This window comes from Methylobacterium hispanicum, from assembly GCF_022179285.1.
Taxonomy (GTDB): domain Bacteria; phylum Pseudomonadota; class Alphaproteobacteria; order Rhizobiales; family Beijerinckiaceae; genus Methylobacterium; species Methylobacterium hispanicum.
The window spans coordinates 91,329-106,437 of the sequence record NZ_BPQO01000007.1 but is presented as its reverse complement, the minus strand read 5'-3'; the positions used below and the strand labels follow the sequence as shown (position 1 = coordinate 106,437).

Sequence of the window (15,109 nt, the reverse complement as noted above, 5' to 3'; positions counted from 1 at the left end):
GGGCGCGCTCAGCGGACCTGGCTCGCGGCCTGGCGCCGGGCCTCGCTCTCGGCCTCGTCCGGGTCGTGCGGCTTGCCGGCCTCGCTCTCGTGCGGCGCGGTCTGATCGACCGGCTTCACCTCGATGCCGGCCGAGATCTTCTGGAAGCCCTCGACCACGATGCGCTCGCCGGCCTTCAGCCCCTCGCGGATCAGCCAGTTCTGGCCGACCACCGGCCCGACCTCGACCGGCTGCAGGGCGACCTTGTTGCCCTCCTTCACCACCCAGACCTCGGGCTTGCCGTCGGCGGTGCGCTGGATCGCCTGCTGGGGTACCGCGATCGCGTCGGAATCGATGCCCTGCTTGATCCGGGCGCGGACGTACATGCCGGGGAAGAGCTCGTCGTTCGGGTTCGGGATCAGCACGCGCAGGGTCACCTGGCCGGTGCTCGGGTCGGCGGTGACGTCCGAGAAGAGCAGGCGGCCGGCGAGCGGGTAGAGCTCGCCGTCGTCCATGATCAGGTGGACGTTGGCGGTGTCGTTCTCGAGCTTCGAGAGCTCGCCGCTGGCGAGGTCGCGCCGCAGCTTGTTCAGCTCGCCGACCGACTGCGTGATGTCGACGTAGATCGGGTCGAGCTGCTGGATCGTGGCGAGCACGCCCGTCGCGCCCTGCTCGATCAGGGTGCCCTCGGTCAGCAGCGCCCGGCCGATGCGGCCGGAGATCGGCGCGCGCACCTCGGTCCAGCCGAGGTTGAGCTTGGCCCGGTCGCGCGCGGCCTTCGCGCCCGCCACCTCGGCCTCCGCCTGCTTCTTGCCCGCGAACGCCGTGTCGTACTGGGCCTGGCTCGCGGTGTTGCGGGCGAGCAGGGTCTCCAGGCGCTCGGCCTGCTGGTTGGCGAGCACCAGGGCCGCCTCCCGGTTGGCCAGCGTCGCCTCGGCGCTCATCAGCTCGACCTCGTAGGGAGCCGGGTCGATCTTGTAGAGAACGTCGCCCTCCTTGACCGCCGAGCCCTGCTCGAACAGCCGCTTCACCACGAGGCCGGAGACGCGCGAGCGCACCTCCGCGATCCGCATCGGCGCGACGCGGCCGGGCAGGTCGCGCACGTAGGGGATCGGCTGCGGCGCCACCGTGACCACGCCGACCTCCGGCGCGACCGCGGGGACGGGCGCGGCGGCCTGGCGCTGGTTGCAGGCGGAGACGGAGACGAGCACCGCGCCCAGGAGCGCCGCGACGGGCCACGCGATGGGTCGGGTCGGCGGACGGTGGGCGGGGAGGGGGTTGGCGGTCACGATACCTTCGCTCCTGCGACGGACGTCTGGGGAGGAGGGCCGCTCAGGGTCGGCCGTCCGGAACTTCGGGCGCGGCGCCCGGCCCTGGATGCGCTCCGGCCGGGCAAAGGGGCCGGCGGCGCATGGGCTGCGGCGCGTGCGCGCGGCGCTGCTCTCTGGCAAGCAGCGCACCATGGATCGGAGCAGGGATTATGGGCCCGGATCTTGGCATTCGCACGGCGCATCGCCGTGCAGGTTAGGATCCCGGTCCTTTCGAGACCGTTTCGCGGGGTCGAGGCCTCGAGACGTCGTCTCGTCTCGAGGTCCCGGACGGCTACCGCGCGACTCCCCGGCGGTCAGGCCCGCCTGGGCGGGCGCTCGGGCAGGCGCGCGGCGGCCGAGGGCGGGACCGGGTCGGTGCGCGGCGCGAAGACGGGCGACCGGTGGGGCGCCGCGCGCGTCGAGGACCGGGGCGCGAGCGTGCGGGACTCGCCCGCCGGGTCGTCGGCATCGACCGAGACCTGGACGGCGAAGCGCTGGGCGGGGCAGGCGGGATCGCGCACCTTGGTGGCGGCGCAGGGCCGAGCGGGCCGGATCTCCGCATCCGCCGTGGCCGGCAGGCCGGCGAGGAGGAGGAGCGACATCACGGCGAGCAGGGAGAGCAGCGCGGCGGAGAGCGCGGATCTGGGGGCGCGTCGGCGACGCCGGGTCTCTGTCTCGCATCCGTGGGGCACGGGCGGAAACTAAGGGATCGGGGCGGTCCGGCGCAATCGCCTGCGACATCCTGGCATGATTCCAGTGAGGGGGACGACGGAACCGGGCCGCGCGCGGACCGCGGCCGCGATTTCCCCGCCGGCTCAGGCGCTTCCCGCCGTCCGCGCGCGGCGGCCCGGTCCCGGGCGGTCGCGTCGGGCAGGTGTTGCGCGGAACACACAGGCATCGACGCCCGCCCCCGGTCCGGACCGACGGGCCAGAAGCTGCCGCAAACAGCTGGGCTTCTCCGCGCACCCTTTTGCACAGCTTGTACACAGGAGACCCTGCATGAAGATGCGCATCGCCGTGCTGGCCCTCGGGGCCGGGCTCGCGCTGGCCCCGGGGCCGGCCTCGGCCGGCCCGTTCGACAGCGGCCCGCTGGCCGACTTCATGAACATCTTCAGGACGCAGGCGATCCCGCGCGAGACCGTGGCGTATGCGGGCAAGGAGAAGCCGGGCACGATCGTGGTCTCGACCCGCCAGCGCCGGCTCTACTACGTGCTCGGCAACGGCGCGGCGGTCCGCTACGGCGTCGGCGTCGGCCGCCAGGGCTTCTCGTGGTCGGGCGTGAAGACCGTCACGATGAAGAAGGAGTGGCCGGCCTGGCGCCCGCCGGCCCAGATGCTGGCCCGCCGGCCGGACCTGCCGCGCTACATGGCCGGCGGCCAGGACAACCCGCTTGGCGCGCGCGCGCTCTATCTCGGCTCCTCGCTCTACCGCATCCACGGCTCGAACGAGCCCGAGACCATGGGGGCGGCCGTCTCCTCGGGCTGCATCCGCATGACCAACAAGGACGTGGTCGATCTCTACGACCGGGTCCGCGTCGGCACGAAGGTGGTGGTGCGCGACTGAGGCGCCAGGCCATCCGGGGCTCTGCCCCGCCTCCCAAGGGCCTGAGGCCCTTGGGGATCCCTCGGATCGCTACTTCGGCATGAAGGCCCAGTAATCGAGGTCGAGGATGACGGCCGGGTCATAGGCGTCCCCTTGGCCCTCGCCCTGGCGGTCCGGGTAGGCGCCGCAGGGCTGGTTCTTCGTCGCCACCGTGCGCAGGCGCAGCAGGCCGACGTCATCGCGGCCGACGTCGGCGGTGTCGAGGACCTCGCTCCAGGCGTAGACGGTGTCGCCCGAGAACAGCGGCGCCACGTGCCGGCCCGCGTTGATGCCGGCGAGCGCGAAGGCGTTGGCGAGCCCGTTGAAGCTGAGCGCGCGGGCGAGCGAGATGACGTGGCCGCCGTAGATCAGCCGCTTCCCGAAGCGGGTGTCCTTCGCCGCGTGGTTGTCGAAATGCACCTTGGCGGTGTTCTGGAACAGGCGCGTGGCGATCTGGTGCTCGGCCTCCTCGACGGTCATGCCGTCGACATGGTCGATGCGCTCGCCCCGGGCATAGTCGCCGAAGCGGTGCGGGCTGCCCGCGAGGTCGAGGTCGTAGGCGGCCACGTCCAGGCGGGGCAGGGCGCCCGCGAGATCCTGCGGATCGACCACCTTGGCGAGGCTCGGCACGTGCTCCTCGGCGATCCGCGCCTCCGGGTCGCGCTTGCGCACGAGCACCCAGCGGCAATAGCTCAGCACCGTCTCGCCGGCGGCATCCGAACCGACCGAGCGCACGTAGACCACGCCCGTCTGGCGGTTCGAGCTCTCCTTGAGGCCGATCACCTCGGAGACGGTGGAGAGCGTCTCGCCCGGATAGACCGGCCGGCGGAAACCGCCCTCGGCGTAGCCGAGGTTGGCCACCGCGTTCAGCGAGATGTCCGGCACGGTCTTGCCGAAGACCACGTGGAAGGTGAGCAGGTCGTCGAGCGGGCTCCGCGGATAGCCGAGGCCTTGCGCGAAGGCGTCCGAGGACTGCACGGCGAAGCGCGGCCCGTAAAGGGCGGTGTAGAGCGCCACGTCGCCCGCGGTCACGGTCCGCGGCGTGGCGTGCCGGATGGTCTCGCCGAGGCGGTAATCCTCGAAGAAGCGGCCGGGATTGGTCTTCATGGGCGTTTCCTTGGCCATTGTTGTTCGTTGGACGGCGGGCGCCGCCGGCTCAGACCAGGAAGCGCACGAGATCGACGGTGATCAGGCGCTGCACGAAGAGCAGCAGCAGGATCAGGATGACGGGCGAGATGTCCACGCCGCCGAGGTTCGGCAGCAGGTTGCGGATCGGGCGCAGCACCGGCTCGGTGAGGCGATAGAGCACCTCGCCGATCTGGGCGACGATGGGGTTGCGCACGTTCACCACGTTGAAGGCCACGAGCCAGCTCAGCACGGCACTCGCGATGAGGACGTAGATGAAGAGGTTGATGACCGTGTTGATGAGCCAGAGCAGGGCATACATGCGCGGCGTCGTATCCTCGGATCTGGGCGCCGCCGGTGGCCCGCACAGGCGGCGCGTCGAAAGGTTCAAAATCGGGAATTGACAGGCTGAGCCGCCCAAGCCTACAAGGCCGGCGTCCCGGACGGGGCTGTAGCTCAGATGGGAGAGCGCCGCAATCGCACTGCGGAGGTCAGGGGTTCGAATCCCCTCAGCTCCACCACCGACTTTCGCTTGAAAATTGGTGTGTGGCATCAAGGACTTGGGGAGTGGCAGCTCCCGGATAAATCCCAATTCCTCCCACGCTTCCGTTTCGCTAAATCCCAGGCGTGGTCCGGTTTTCGACAGGATATCCACACCACCCCCGCGCAGCTACGGGGCAACCCTTGCTGTGCCTGACCCACGCCGTGCGCGTTGGTAGAGGGCGCGCCGGCCGGTGAATATCGAAGCCTGCACCGGCTTGGCGGGACCGCCGTCGTCCGGACCGGATGATCCAGGGATTCCGAGCGGCGGGGGCTACAAGGCCGCGCCGAGCCCGATTCGGAGGCGGTACTGCCACGTCAGCGAGAGGCAGACGCCTTCGAGGCTGGCCCAGATGTGGGCCGCATCCACGCCGAGCTGGAACAGGTTGCGCTGGAAGACCGCGCGGGTGTCCCGCGGGATCTCGAAGCTGTTCTCCGCCATGCCGGGCGGCGTCCACGCCGAGGCCGGATCGGGGTGGGCCGAGAACAGGCCCTTCTGGCTCGCGATGCGGGGCGCCAGGGCGGAGGGCAGCAGGAAGCCGACCTCGGCGATCTCGAAGGGGCCGGGACCCCGCTCGGGGTCGATCATGGAACTGCCGCCGAGCGGATGCGCGTACACGATGGCGTCCTCGTTCGCGGGCTGGCTGGCAACGGCGAAGAAGCAGGCGATGAGCGGATTGGTCGTCCAGTCGAGCAAGCGGGTCGGGAGACCGTAATGCTGACCCAGCGCCAGCCAGTCCCAATCCGTCGCCCCGGGCATCGCGACGTGCAGCCTGGCCTCGCGCTTGAAATCCTGGAACAGTTGCCGTTCGTGGCGCGGGTCGAACTCGGCGCCCCGGCCGGCGCTGGGCTTGCACTCGAAGGCCTTCGACGCGCAGCCGCGGAACACCCATCGTGAGTTCATGCGTGCCGCCAGGAAGGCGTGGAACGCCTGCCAGCGCTCCTGCGCCGGCCCGCCCTCTCCATCGCCGGACCCCGATGGTCCGGACGGGGACGGCGTGCGATCAGGCGCCCGCAGGCGCGCCGGAGCGGGTGGAAACCGTGGCGGCCTCAACGGGTGCCCTCCCGGCCGCCGATCACCGCAGGCATGCCACACACGTCCGGTAGAGCGCCGTGGCGAGATCGTGCGTCACCTCGCAGCCGCTTCCCGAGAACATCGTCAAATCCCCGCCGGAGGCCGTCTCGGCGAGCAGCACCACCGGCATGCCGTTGGCTTGCGCGTAGCCGACGTGAAGGTTCGTCCCGAGGTCGGCGACGTCGCCCAGGGCTAGGAGGGCTGAATGGGGCACGCGAGGCCGGGGCGGCCAATTCGCTCGCGTGGGTGAGCGGGGGCCGTCGTCCGCAAACGCCGTCTCCGTCCTGAACCCGAGCGCGTCGAGGTAAGCGGCCGCCTCGTCGAAGAGCCATCTTTGGGCCATGGTCCGGCGCGGTCCGGACAGGTAGACCCGGCAACCCGACGCGGGGCGCCCGGGCACCGCCTCCATCCCTTCGAGCTCGTCCGGCGGAGGCAGCGGCAACCGAGCCCCGTCGTTGAACCACGCCACGCAGCGGGACGCGAGGTCGGCCGCCCCCACGGCGTCGAAGCCACGCTCGCCCCAATAATGCGCGAAGGCCGCGCAGAAGACGTCGCCGGCCCCGATCCTGAACCAGCGGCGGGCGGCGTACGCCGGCACCGGGATGCCGGGGGCGTCGCCCCGGTACACCGTGGCACCGCCGAATGCGTGGCGCGACACGACGAGCGTGGCGCCCTCGCGGGCCATGACGCCGGTCGCGGCGTCGCGCGGGTCCGGGAGCGGCCCGAGCCGGACCAAGTCGGCATCCTGCACCACGTAGGCGAGTTGCTCCGTCGCCCGCGAGCCGGAACGCACGAAGGAGGACGCGGGGTCGGCGGAGCGCGGGTCGTAGACCGCCCGGCCGGCCGTGAGCCGGGCCGTGCCCTCCAGCATGCCGAACCCGAGCACGACGTCGCCGGTGACGGCCAGGTCGGCGTAGCGCCGGCCGGCCTCGGGAACCCAGCTCTTGCGAAGGGGATGCCAATACTCGAATTCGAGCCGCTCCCCGATGGCGACGATGTCCGTCTCGACCTCGAAGGCGGCCATGGTCGCCCGGAGGTCGCCGGCCGACTCGGCGTAAGCATACGTGCTCAGGCGGGTGCCCGGGGACAGCGCGCTCACCGCCATGGCGGCGCGCGCGCCCGAACCGAACAGGCCGGCCCAGGCGGGGAACGCGCAGCTCTCGAAATATGTGCCGCCGACGACGTTCACGCCTCGGCCCTCGTGACCGTAACGGTGCAGCGCGTCGCGCCGACATCCTCGATGAGGGCCTCGAACCGCACCCCCTGGTCGAGGCAGCCGAGCAGGCTCACGAGGCCGCGGAACGCGGCGAGGGCGCCGACGGTCGCCCCGTCGGCGGTGCGGCAGACTGCGGTGCTGGCGCCCGCGCCGGCCACGAGGTCCACCTCCAACACGTCTCCGGCCTGCAGGCCGCGCGTGGCGTCGCGGCGGACACCGATCAGGTCGACCGTGAAGGTCAGGTCGCACTCGTCGGACCCTGTCCGGACCTGTCCCATGCCGTACGGCATGCGGCGGCGTTTGGGTGGGAGCCCTCCGCCCATTCGTCAACCCTCCGCCCGCGCCGCGTCCGGTCGGTCCGGGGCCGCGCGGGATGCCTTCACGTCGGACCGCAGGCCGAACGACCGCAAGGTCTCGCGATGCTTCTCGCATCCGCGGCACTGCCCGCAGGCATATTCCATGACGTGACAGGAGAATGTCGCACCGAGCGCCGAGGCGGGAAGGCCGGACGCCGCGAGAAGGGCCGGCCCGCTCAGGTGCCGTGCGGGCGCCACGACGCGCACCCCACCCTCCTGGAGCCGCATCAGTCGGTCGAGCGTCCGCAGGAATGGGGCGCGTCCGTCGGCGTGGACATCGGTCGCCACCGTTCCGATGAGGATCTCCGACAGGCCTTCCGCGACGAAGCGCATGCCTGCGAGGGTGACCAGGATCTGGTTGCGGTAGGGCCACCATTCGGGGGCACGCGCGAGCGCGGCGGGCTCCCCGCCGGCCAGGGGCCCGAGGCCAAGCCCGGACAGGTCGACCTGAAGCGTTTCGAGCCGCAGCCCGAACTCGGCCGCGATGGACGTCGCAGCCGCCCTTTCGCCCGCCGCCGGCCGCTGGCCGTAATCGACGAACAGGCAGGCGTCCGGCCTCTGCCACCAAGCGAGGGCGGTCGAATCGAGGCCGCCGGAAAACAGCAGAACCCTCATCGCAGCGAGGCCCACACGACCCGATAGAGGGCGGAGGCGAAATCGTCGACGACCTCGCAGCCGGTGCCGGCCAGCATGGTCAGGTGATGCTCGTCGAGGCGTTCGGCCAGCACGACCACTGGGATGCCGCGCGCCCGCGCATGTCCAACCTCGAAGATCGAGCCCGGGTCCGCCCCGTCGAGCAGGGCGAGCACGGCTTGGCAGCCGTCGAGCCCCGCGAGGTCGGCGGTGGCGAGGGCGACGGCGCCGCCCCCCGTGCCCACGTCGTGCAACGGCGAGAAGACAGACGCGCCGAGGGCGTGCAGCCGGTCCCGTGCCTCCTCGACGAGCCAGCGTTGGGCGATGTGGAAGAACGGGGCCGCGAGGTAGACGCGGCCGGGCTCCCCGCCCACGGGTGCGAGCGCCTGGTCGGCGAGGTCGGCGGCCGCGGGCAGCGGCAGCGAGCGCGTGTCGACGAAATGGTGGACCGCGCGCGACGCCAGGTCGGCCGCCGCCGCGGCGTCGAGGCCGCGCTCGCCCCAGTGATGCGCGAAGGCGGCGCTGAAGACGTCGCCCGAGCCGATCTTGAACACGCGGGCGGATCGATAAGCGGGCACCGCGACGGGGTCGCGACCAGGCCGGTGGACGGTCGCGCCCGAGCAGCCACGCTTGACCACGACCACGTCGGCCGCGTGCAGGGCGAGAACGGCCTCGCCTGCGGCCGGCCCCTCCTCGCCCGTCGCCCCCTCCGCCTCCCCCTCGTTCAGGACTACGGCCAGGGCCTCGGCCCGGGACCCGTTGGCGCGGAACGGGACAACGTCGTCGCCCTGCGGGTCGTGGACCGCCCGCTCCGCGGACACGACCGCGTCGCCCTCCACGAAGCCGAAACGCAGCACGACCCGCCCGTCGACCGAGAGGGCCGGGTGTCGCGTCGGCACGCCGGGCCGCAGCGTGGCCGGCGACAGGGCATGGAAGTAGCCGAAGCTGATCTCCTCGGCGATGGGCATTACCGTCGCCGTCACCCCGCAGGCGTGCATCGAGCTCTCGACGTCGCGGGCCCAGCCTGCGAAGGCATAGGTGTGAAGGCTGCTGCCCGGCGAGAGCTGCCCGACCGCCGCGGCGGCACGGCCGCCCGAACCGAACAGCCGGCGCCAGCGCGGGATCTCGCAGATCTCCAGGTAGGACCCTCCGGCGACGATCAACCCAGCACCGGTGCGATGGCGACGCGACAGAGGAGGCGGCCGACCTGCGTCACGGTCGCCGCGTAGCGGTGGTGGGTGCGCAGGCAACCGAGAAGTTCGTCGAGGCCTTCGACGTTCGCCAGCGTGCCGACCACCTGCCCGGCGGGGCGGGTACGGCACACGGCGGTCTCGAACGCACCCGCCCTGTGCAGCGCGACGTCCAGGACGTCGCCGATGCGCACGACGGCGACGACGTCGGCCCGGACCCCGGTCAGTTCGACGTCGTAACTGAGGTCGCAGGGCGAGCCCGTCGGCGCATTCCCGCCCTCCGATCCGGCGGTCGAGCTCGGCGCGCCCGGCCCTGCACCGGCCGGCGCGACCAGGCGACGGCCCGAACTTTTCTTGCTGCCCCCCGACATCCCGCTTGCCCGGCCACTGGTGAAGGAGACCTGATTTCTTATCGGCCTCCGCCGTCGCCGGTCAAACCGGTCCCCGGCCGATGTTGCGCATCGCCCGCCACATGACGGCATCGACCAGCGACGGCTTCGCGTCCAGGGCCACGCAGAACTGCAGGAAGCGCCGTTCGAGCGCCTCGTAGTCCCGCGGGAGGCGGATCGGCCGCTCGAACAGGCCGATCAGGAGGCCTGCACGGATGATGTGAATGTCGAGGATGGCGACCTCGTCCGAGCCCAGCCAGTTCCGGGTGACCCACGAGGCGGTCTTCGGACCGACGCCGGGCAGGCGCATCAGGTGGCGTCGGAAGGCCAGGGCGTCGCTCGACGGCGGAGGATCGGTCTCGATGAGCGTCAGCGCGTCGGCGAGCCTGCCCGCCCTCTGCTTCGGGAAGCGGTAGCGCACCGACCTTTCGCCGATGCGGACCGGCCTGCGCAGGAGGGCCTCGATCTCATCGGCCCCGGGACGACGGCCCGGCTCGAAGATCCCATCCGCGGCGAGCGCGCGATGGACCGCGTGGTTGACCTCGGCCGTGATGCCGTAGCCCCCGAGCAGACAGAAGCCGATCTCGTGGGCCAGGCTGACCTCCCGCCCCACGAACCCGTCGACCGGCTCGCTGGCCCGACCGACCATGAAAGCCCAGAACGCGGCACTCGGCACCCATTCCGGGCGCCCCCACCGCACCCCCGGCATCAATTCGGCCTCCGGGTCCGCGGGAATCGTCGCGACCGACCGCGTCCTCCCGGACGTCTGAGCCTGCATCCTGCGCGCCTTGATTATTCGTTATCATTCGATTTTATTGACTTCATGAGCGGAAGCAAGCGGGCGGCTGACGGCGGGGATGCGCATGCGCTGGCGATTGCCCTCGGTCGCGTGCGTCGAGAGCGCGGGCTTACGCAGGCTGCCCTTGCCAAGATCCTCGGCGCGAGCCAGGCGACCATATCGAAGCTATTGGCAGGGCAACATAAGCCTAGACCCGCGCTGCATCTCGCCGCGGTTCGGTTCATCGGTGCGCACCCGTCGGAGGATCCCGCGGCTTTCTCGAACCTGACGCTGCGCGTGGAGGCGGCTGCACGGCAGTCGGTCGCGTTCCGAGCGCTCCTGGAGGCCGCGGTGGCGCTCTTGAATGAAAACGAATAGCCGCGCCGGGCGGTGCGGCAAGGTCGGGAACCGTCGTTCTCGGCGCCGGATGGAACGTGCCCCGGGACCAGGCCGAGGCGGCGCGCCCGGGCGGCGGGACCCGGCGCCTCGATGACGAGCGCGGGTGCCGCCCCCCCCGGGCCTGGTCGCTCAAACGAATGCATCCACGGCGGGTAGGCCCCGGCATGATCGCGGCGCCCGGGCGCCGGCGGCGCTCGGCCCCTTCGGCGTGGGATGACAATGGTCCGGCGTGCGGATACGGCGTCGGCCGAGGTGTTTGCCGACTTCGAACGGATCGGCTCGCCCTCGGCCTGCCCGACGCGACGTCGCCCGGGCTACGCCATCGCCTTCCCATCGGCAGGAGCATTTGTCTCGGGGTGCCCCACGCCTTTCGCATGTTCAAGGCCATGACGGATCTCGGCTTCGCCCAGGGCGAGGCGCTCGCCGTCGGCGGATTGATGGAGATTTCCCGGCATCCCGATACCCGCTTCGACGGCGAGGCTTGCCTCGACCGGCTGTGCGAGGGAGGCTTCGCCGAAGAGGCCGCGGAGGCGGTGGCCAGCGCGTTGCGCCACTGCTTCCTGTCGGAGAAGGCCACCGCGCAGTACGAGCGGACCAAGCTGAAGACGGCGCTGGTTCGCGGCGGCATCGCCGCCGCGAAGGCGGACGCGTTCCTGACGACGCTGGAAGGTTCGGTCGTCACGCGCCGCACGGCCGAGGTCAGGCGGCCGGTTCCGCACGCTCCGAGCCCCGGCCGGGTCGTGATGTGCGATTTCACCTACCTCGTGAAGCCGGAGATGCAGAAGGAACGGCGGGCGATCGTCGTGTCCTCGCGCTCGGCCGGCGCCGCCGGGCGCTGCACGGTGGTGCCGGTGAGCAAGAGCCCGCCCCGGGAGAACAACACCCATCATTTCCGGTTCGAGCCGGGCACGTATCCCTTCTTCCACCAGACCGACCCGGTTTGGGCCGTCTGCGACCACATCTATACCGTTTCCCTGGTCCGGCTGTGGCAGGTCAACGTGAACCGCCGCCCGGCGCTGCCGTCCATCTCGCCCGCCGAGCTCGCCGGCATCCGAGCGCTCCTCGGAACCGTGCTGGGCCTCGATCATTGACCCGGCGAGGCGGATATGCGATATCCCTCTCACTCGCTGGAGGCGGGTCACACCGTCTTTTCAGCTGACCGAAGATGCTCGCCATCGGAGGTCGGGGTTTGCCCGCGGGTATTCCCCTCAAACGAAAGCTCCGCTCAGGCGGGGCTTTTTCGTTGGCGGTATGCGCCTCGAACGCACAAGGACCGCCGTACACCCACGCTGCGCTCCTTCCTGGCACACGTCACGGCCCGAGAGGCGAGAGCTTAAGCTTGGCGAGGGCCGGCCCTGCATCCGGGCGTCGGCGCCATCGGCCGACGCCGGCTAGGGCCGATCCGAGGCGGCACCCTGGCAGAACCGAACGAGGTCTGCAGGATCGACATCGTCGGATACGGCCCAGAACCAATCCAACAACTCGGGCAGCCACTGGCGACCGATGCAGCAGCGCGTGCGCCCGGGCCGACTCAGGTCGAGGCGCGACAGGGTGCCGGCCATGACCAAGCGCCGCTCTCGATGGACCAGGACGTGAAGTTCGGCACCGCTGCACGCGATCCGAACTCGGGTCTCCGGCGTGCCGACGACGAGGGCGATCTCATCGCCGCGCATCGAGTCCTTCGCTCCTAGGGAAGCGGTGCACTCGGCGAGGAACCGAACGAGCTTCGGGCCCGTGAGGCGGGCTTGGCGCGCCGGGAACCGTGCGACGAAGGGTGAGCGCTCGGAATGCGACCGGCGCGGCGGTCCGAAGTTCCGCGGCGAGGTCTCGCCGGCGAACGCGCGCCATGGCGCAGCCAGTGCCTCCAGCACGGACAACCACTCTCCAACGAGGCAGTACCCGGTCGGCGGCGCCCCATCCCTCGCGGTCAAGGAGGCAACGAGCGTTCCCCGCACGATCAGGCGAAAGGCCCGCGCGCCCGCCGCGGTGACCAGGCCGCGGATGACCATGCCGGGAGCGATCTCGTGCTCGCTCATGGTTCCGTCGGCGGCCCGGCTGCGCGGCGGCGTCACGACCGAGAGCAGGGCGACGAGAGACAGGACGTGCAGGCGACGCGCGTCGCCGAACGAGGTGGTCATGTGCGCTCCGAGTCCATGTTTGCGTTGGATGGTCGAACGGGCGGTAGGCCGCGGGCTTGCCGGGTCTCGATCTCCGCCAGCGCCCTGCCTTCCTGCGCAGGGAGCCGATCTGCGAGGCGATGGATTGGCCTTGCCATGGGCGGGCGATCAGACCCGACCCGGCCCGGCGGGACCGGACCTGCCTTTGCTGCGGGGCCTCTTCGCCGACGGGCTGTAATGCGTCCCGTCGAAGTCGACCCAACCGGCCTTGCGAAGCCGCCGCATCGCGGCCAGAAGGGAATTGTCGCGCGCCTCGGTCCGCTCGCCCCCGTCCCAGTCCCTCAGCTGTCCGAGCAGCTCCCGGGATGTCAGGGGCTTGCCTGCGCGCTTGACGAGGTCGTACGCAGCGGCGCTCACCCCCTTGAGCGGGCGGGGGGACCTCTTGGGCCGAGGACCGGCTTGCGGTGCCGCGACCTCCTTGGCGCCGGGCGGCACCTGCTGCGCAGGCTCCGGGGGTGGAGGCGGCGTGACAGCCTCGGCACCGCGCCCGATGGGCGCCGAAGCCAGCCAGTTCGCCAAGGCAGGGGGCACGGCCGCCGTTCCGGACAGGAAGGCGTCGATGACGACGCGCTTGAGCACGGGCTCCGCGTGGAGCCGCCAGTATTCCTCCGCCCGCTCCGCCGCCCAATCCGAGTCGCCCATGGTGCCGTACCTCCGTTGCGCCACACTAACCTCCGACGGTTACACGTCCACATGGATATCTAAGCGGGGTTCGAGGCGACGCGATTTATCCACAGGGAGTTTCGCGTCACGGCGGAGGGATGGCCACAGCGAATTGCAGAGATCCTGGTGGACGTGGGTCGGCCGCCGCCGAGGAGCAGGCGACAACATACCCGACCGCTTCCGCGCTCGGCGACGGAACCGTCGCCCAGGTCGCGGACCAAGTCGCCGCCTGGGCGGCGGCGTTGAAGGGGCAAGGCGCCTTTCCAGCCGGACCTCGTCCTGGCCGGGGCGACCCGACGAAGCTTCCGACGCGGCGTTGCCTTGACCGCTCCGTAGCGAGCTGAATCCATTGGCTCACCGTACGCAGTCCCATGGTCCGCGATGTTCCGCCCGTCCTCGATCTTCTTCGCAAACCGCAAGGTGCACGCCCTGCGCGCGCAACTCGCCAATGTCCGGCAGCCTATCGCCGAGGCGACCGCTCGACAGGTCGTCGCGCTGGCGTGGGGGTGGCAGTCCTGGAGCGAGTTGCTTTCGGCGCTTGAGACGCCCGGCACGCCCACGCCGCTCGACGAGGAACTCGTCGGCCCGGATGCCCGGGCCGGGGCCATGGGCCTCCTCAACACGCGTATCGTGGGACAGCGCAGCAAGAGTTCCAGCTGCGCTCTCCAGACCGTCGTCGGCCTGCCGCCGCCGGTTTGCCTATCGCTGAGCGCCTTCCTGCGCCTGACCGGACGTCATCCCGTCGGCACTTGGCTGACACCTGAAGCATACCGTGAATTGTATGAGGCGTCCGTCGCGCCGAGGCCGGATTGGGCCCTGGATCTCCTGGACCATCAGCGACGGTCGCGGGAGGCGCCGCAGCGGTTTCCGCTTCCGCCGGATCGACCACGCTGATCGAAGGGCTCCGACGTGCCGGTCACGTCGCCCGGGGCGGGCCAGCGGTTTCGGGCGGAACGGTCACGACTTGGATCGAGTGGTCGAGCCATCGCCAGCCCCCCCGCGAGCCGCGGATCGTGGCAAGCTGCCGAGATGGCCGGCCGGTCTGCCGGGTTCCGCTCGCGACCGACCGTACGGGCGTGGCTCATGCGCTGCTATACCCATATCGACGCCTCGCTGGCTTGAGACCTGCGCATGCGTCGTCGGCGAGGACGACGGCATCATCAGCGAAGCCAATATCGCGCGTGCGCGGCGGCGTCGCTGGGTGGCCTCGGCCTGTCGCTGATCGGCTGCGGACAGGAGACGGGCGCTGGCGGGCCGGCCGTGCGGGCGGATGACCGAAGTCGCGGTGTTCCACGTCGTGTGCATGGACGTGCGTCGCGCCCGCGGGGCGATGGCCCATGAGGGCGCACGGGATCACACGGATGCTGCGCACTGGCTGGTTTCGGTAAGCGCTCGGCCGCGGTGCTCCGATTGCTGCGGTTAGCAGACTTGAACACCAATCTAGCGACAAGGCGGCGGCAGCCATGCATCACACGAAACTGCCGAGATGCCGTTCTTCGTTTCGGTTTCCGGGCCCGGGCGTAGGAGGCCAGTTATCTACTGCAGGATCCTGAGGACACATAAACACCCAACATCAAAAAAACGCGCATGTACAGATAGATATCGCAGAGAGCAGACATTTGGGCGACCGGTCTCCGCTGGCTCCCAAGCGGAGGCTCGGGAGCCAGCGGAGACCGTTCGCCCAATTGCGAGATGTCT

General features: G+C 70.8%; 17 protein-coding genes and 1 tRNA gene. 5 read left to right on the top strand and 13 right to left on the bottom strand.

From position 1 onward, the window contains the following. Positions 1-8: 8 nt before the first annotated feature. Positions 9-1,223: an efflux RND transporter periplasmic adaptor subunit gene (locus MFF56_RS10135; RefSeq protein WP_082773202.1), complete on the bottom strand. Its 1,215-nt coding sequence runs from the start codon at positions 1,221-1,223 to the stop codon at positions 9-11. A gap of 380 nt (positions 1,224-1,603) precedes the next feature. Further along, on the bottom strand, positions 1,604-1,891 hold the full coding sequence (locus MFF56_RS10130) for a hypothetical protein (protein ID WP_156453523.1): 288 nt from the start codon (positions 1,889-1,891) through the stop codon (positions 1,604-1,606). A gap of 397 nt (positions 1,892-2,288) precedes the next feature. Here MFF56_RS10130 and MFF56_RS10125 point away from each other — a divergent pair, with 397 nt between their 5' ends. Further along, positions 2,289-2,852 (top strand): L,D-transpeptidase, encoded by a 564-nt coding sequence (locus tag MFF56_RS10125; RefSeq protein WP_066919287.1) that lies wholly within the window; start codon positions 2,289-2,291, stop codon positions 2,850-2,852. A gap of 69 nt (positions 2,853-2,921) precedes the next feature. Here the strand turns inward: MFF56_RS10125 and MFF56_RS10120 are convergent, their stop codons facing one another. Both MFF56_RS10120 and MFF56_RS10115 read right to left on the bottom strand, forming a co-directional pair. After that, entirely contained in the window at positions 2,922-3,977 is a 1,056-nt protein-coding gene (locus tag MFF56_RS10120; RefSeq protein ID WP_066919285.1) for a MaoC family dehydratase, read from the bottom strand. A 49-nt stretch (positions 3,978-4,026) separates the two neighbouring features. Then, positions 4,027-4,317 (bottom strand): YggT family protein, encoded by a 291-nt coding sequence (locus MFF56_RS10115; RefSeq protein ID WP_066919283.1) that lies wholly within the window; start codon positions 4,315-4,317, stop codon positions 4,027-4,029. 123 nt (positions 4,318-4,440) lie between these two features. Here MFF56_RS10115 and MFF56_RS10110 point away from each other — a divergent pair. Next, positions 4,441-4,516: transfer RNA gene (locus tag MFF56_RS10110), tRNA-Ala, on the top strand. A 293-nt stretch (positions 4,517-4,809) separates the two neighbouring features. On the opposite strand, the gene MFF56_RS10105 is transcribed toward MFF56_RS10110, so the two are convergent. The 7 genes from MFF56_RS10105 to MFF56_RS10075 form a co-directional block, all read right to left on the bottom strand. After that, entirely contained in the window at positions 4,810-5,439 is a 630-nt protein-coding gene (locus tag MFF56_RS10105) for an FRG domain-containing protein (protein ID WP_003604313.1), read from the bottom strand. Positions 5,440-5,611: 172 nt separating this feature from the next. Beyond that, positions 5,612-6,799, bottom strand: coding sequence for a carbohydrate kinase family protein (locus tag MFF56_RS10100; protein WP_012455858.1), 1,188 nt, complete (start codon positions 6,797-6,799; stop codon positions 5,612-5,614). Then, positions 6,796-7,116, bottom strand: a complete 321-nt coding sequence (locus MFF56_RS10095) for a hypothetical protein (protein WP_017484369.1) — start codon at positions 7,114-7,116, stop codon at positions 6,796-6,798. Before MFF56_RS10095 ends, MFF56_RS10100 begins: the two co-directional genes overlap by 4 nt. A 36-nt stretch (positions 7,117-7,152) precedes the next feature. Next, a complete protein-coding gene (locus MFF56_RS10090) occupies positions 7,153-7,797 on the bottom strand; it encodes a 7-cyano-7-deazaguanine synthase (protein ID WP_003604316.1) in 645 nt (214 codons plus the stop codon). After that, positions 7,794-8,978, bottom strand: coding sequence for a nucleoside 2-deoxyribosyltransferase (locus tag MFF56_RS10085; RefSeq protein WP_003604317.1), 1,185 nt, complete (start codon positions 8,976-8,978; stop codon positions 7,794-7,796). Before MFF56_RS10085 ends, MFF56_RS10090 begins: the two co-directional genes overlap by 4 nt. Further along, on the bottom strand, positions 8,975-9,376 hold the full coding sequence (locus MFF56_RS10080; protein WP_003604318.1) for a hypothetical protein: 402 nt from the start codon (positions 9,374-9,376) through the stop codon (positions 8,975-8,977). Before MFF56_RS10080 ends, MFF56_RS10085 begins: the two co-directional genes overlap by 4 nt. A 61-nt stretch (positions 9,377-9,437) precedes the next feature. Continuing rightward, positions 9,438-10,103, bottom strand: coding sequence for an 8-oxoguanine DNA glycosylase (locus tag MFF56_RS10075; RefSeq protein ID WP_012455859.1), 666 nt, complete (start codon positions 10,101-10,103; stop codon positions 9,438-9,440). A gap of 114 nt (positions 10,104-10,217) precedes the next feature. On the opposite strand from MFF56_RS10075, the gene MFF56_RS10070 reads away from it, so the two are divergent. Both MFF56_RS10070 and MFF56_RS10065 read left to right on the top strand, forming a co-directional pair. Beyond that, a complete protein-coding gene (locus tag MFF56_RS10070) occupies positions 10,218-10,550 on the top strand; it encodes a helix-turn-helix domain-containing protein (RefSeq protein WP_003604320.1) in 333 nt (110 codons plus the stop codon). Positions 10,551-10,927: 377 nt separating this feature from the next. Further along, positions 10,928-11,662, top strand: coding sequence for a type II toxin-antitoxin system PemK/MazF family toxin (locus tag MFF56_RS10065; RefSeq protein ID WP_003596782.1), 735 nt, complete (start codon positions 10,928-10,930; stop codon positions 11,660-11,662). Positions 11,663-11,962: 300 nt separating this feature from the next. On the opposite strand, the gene MFF56_RS10060 is transcribed toward MFF56_RS10065, so the two are convergent. Both MFF56_RS10060 and MFF56_RS10055 read right to left on the bottom strand, forming a co-directional pair. Beyond that, on the bottom strand, positions 11,963-12,607 hold the full coding sequence (locus MFF56_RS10060; RefSeq protein ID WP_238229977.1) for a hypothetical protein: 645 nt from the start codon (positions 12,605-12,607) through the stop codon (positions 11,963-11,965). Between the two features lie 249 nt (positions 12,608-12,856). Further along, entirely contained in the window at positions 12,857-13,390 is a 534-nt protein-coding gene (locus MFF56_RS10055; RefSeq protein WP_012455862.1) for a hypothetical protein, read from the bottom strand. A gap of 402 nt (positions 13,391-13,792) precedes the next feature. Between MFF56_RS10055 and MFF56_RS10050 the strand changes: the two genes are divergently transcribed. Then, positions 13,793-14,305, top strand: coding sequence for a hypothetical protein (locus tag MFF56_RS10050; protein WP_012455863.1), 513 nt, complete (start codon positions 13,793-13,795; stop codon positions 14,303-14,305). Positions 14,306-15,109: the final 804 nt, after the last annotated feature.

Excerpts from the sequence above, each read along its gene's own strand:
- MFF56_RS10125 (WP_066919287.1), top strand. The coding sequence starts at position 2,289 with ATGAAGATGCGCATCGCCGTGCTGGCCCTCGGGGCCGGGCTCGCGCTG.
- MFF56_RS10070 (WP_003604320.1), top strand. The coding sequence starts at position 10,218 with ATGAGCGGAAGCAAGCGGGCGGCTGACGGCGGGGATGCGCATGCGCTG.
- MFF56_RS10095 (WP_017484369.1), bottom strand. The coding sequence starts at position 7,116 with ATGCCGTACGGCATGGGACAGGTCCGGACAGGGTCCGACGAGTGCGAC.
- MFF56_RS10090 (WP_003604316.1), bottom strand. The coding sequence starts at position 7,797 with ATGAGGGTTCTGCTGTTTTCCGGCGGCCTCGATTCGACCGCCCTCGCT.
- MFF56_RS10115 (WP_066919283.1), bottom strand. The coding sequence starts at position 4,317 with ATGTATGCCCTGCTCTGGCTCATCAACACGGTCATCAACCTCTTCATC.
- MFF56_RS10105 (WP_003604313.1), bottom strand. The coding sequence starts at position 5,439 with ATGAACTCACGATGGGTGTTCCGCGGCTGCGCGTCGAAGGCCTTCGAG.
- MFF56_RS10055 (WP_012455862.1), bottom strand. The coding sequence starts at position 13,390 with ATGGGCGACTCGGATTGGGCGGCGGAGCGGGCGGAGGAATACTGGCGG.
- MFF56_RS10130 (WP_156453523.1), bottom strand. The coding sequence starts at position 1,891 with ATGTCGCTCCTCCTCCTCGCCGGCCTGCCGGCCACGGCGGATGCGGAG.
- MFF56_RS10080 (WP_003604318.1), bottom strand. The coding sequence starts at position 9,376 with ATGTCGGGGGGCAGCAAGAAAAGTTCGGGCCGTCGCCTGGTCGCGCCG.
- MFF56_RS10060 (WP_238229977.1), bottom strand. The coding sequence starts at position 12,607 with ATGAGCGAGCACGAGATCGCTCCCGGCATGGTCATCCGCGGCCTGGTC.
- MFF56_RS10120 (WP_066919285.1), bottom strand. The coding sequence starts at position 3,977 with ATGAAGACCAATCCCGGCCGCTTCTTCGAGGATTACCGCCTCGGCGAG.
- MFF56_RS10050 (WP_012455863.1), top strand. The coding sequence starts at position 13,793 with ATGTTCCGCCCGTCCTCGATCTTCTTCGCAAACCGCAAGGTGCACGCC.
- MFF56_RS10075 (WP_012455859.1), bottom strand. The coding sequence starts at position 10,103 with ATGCCGGGGGTGCGGTGGGGGCGCCCGGAATGGGTGCCGAGTGCCGCG.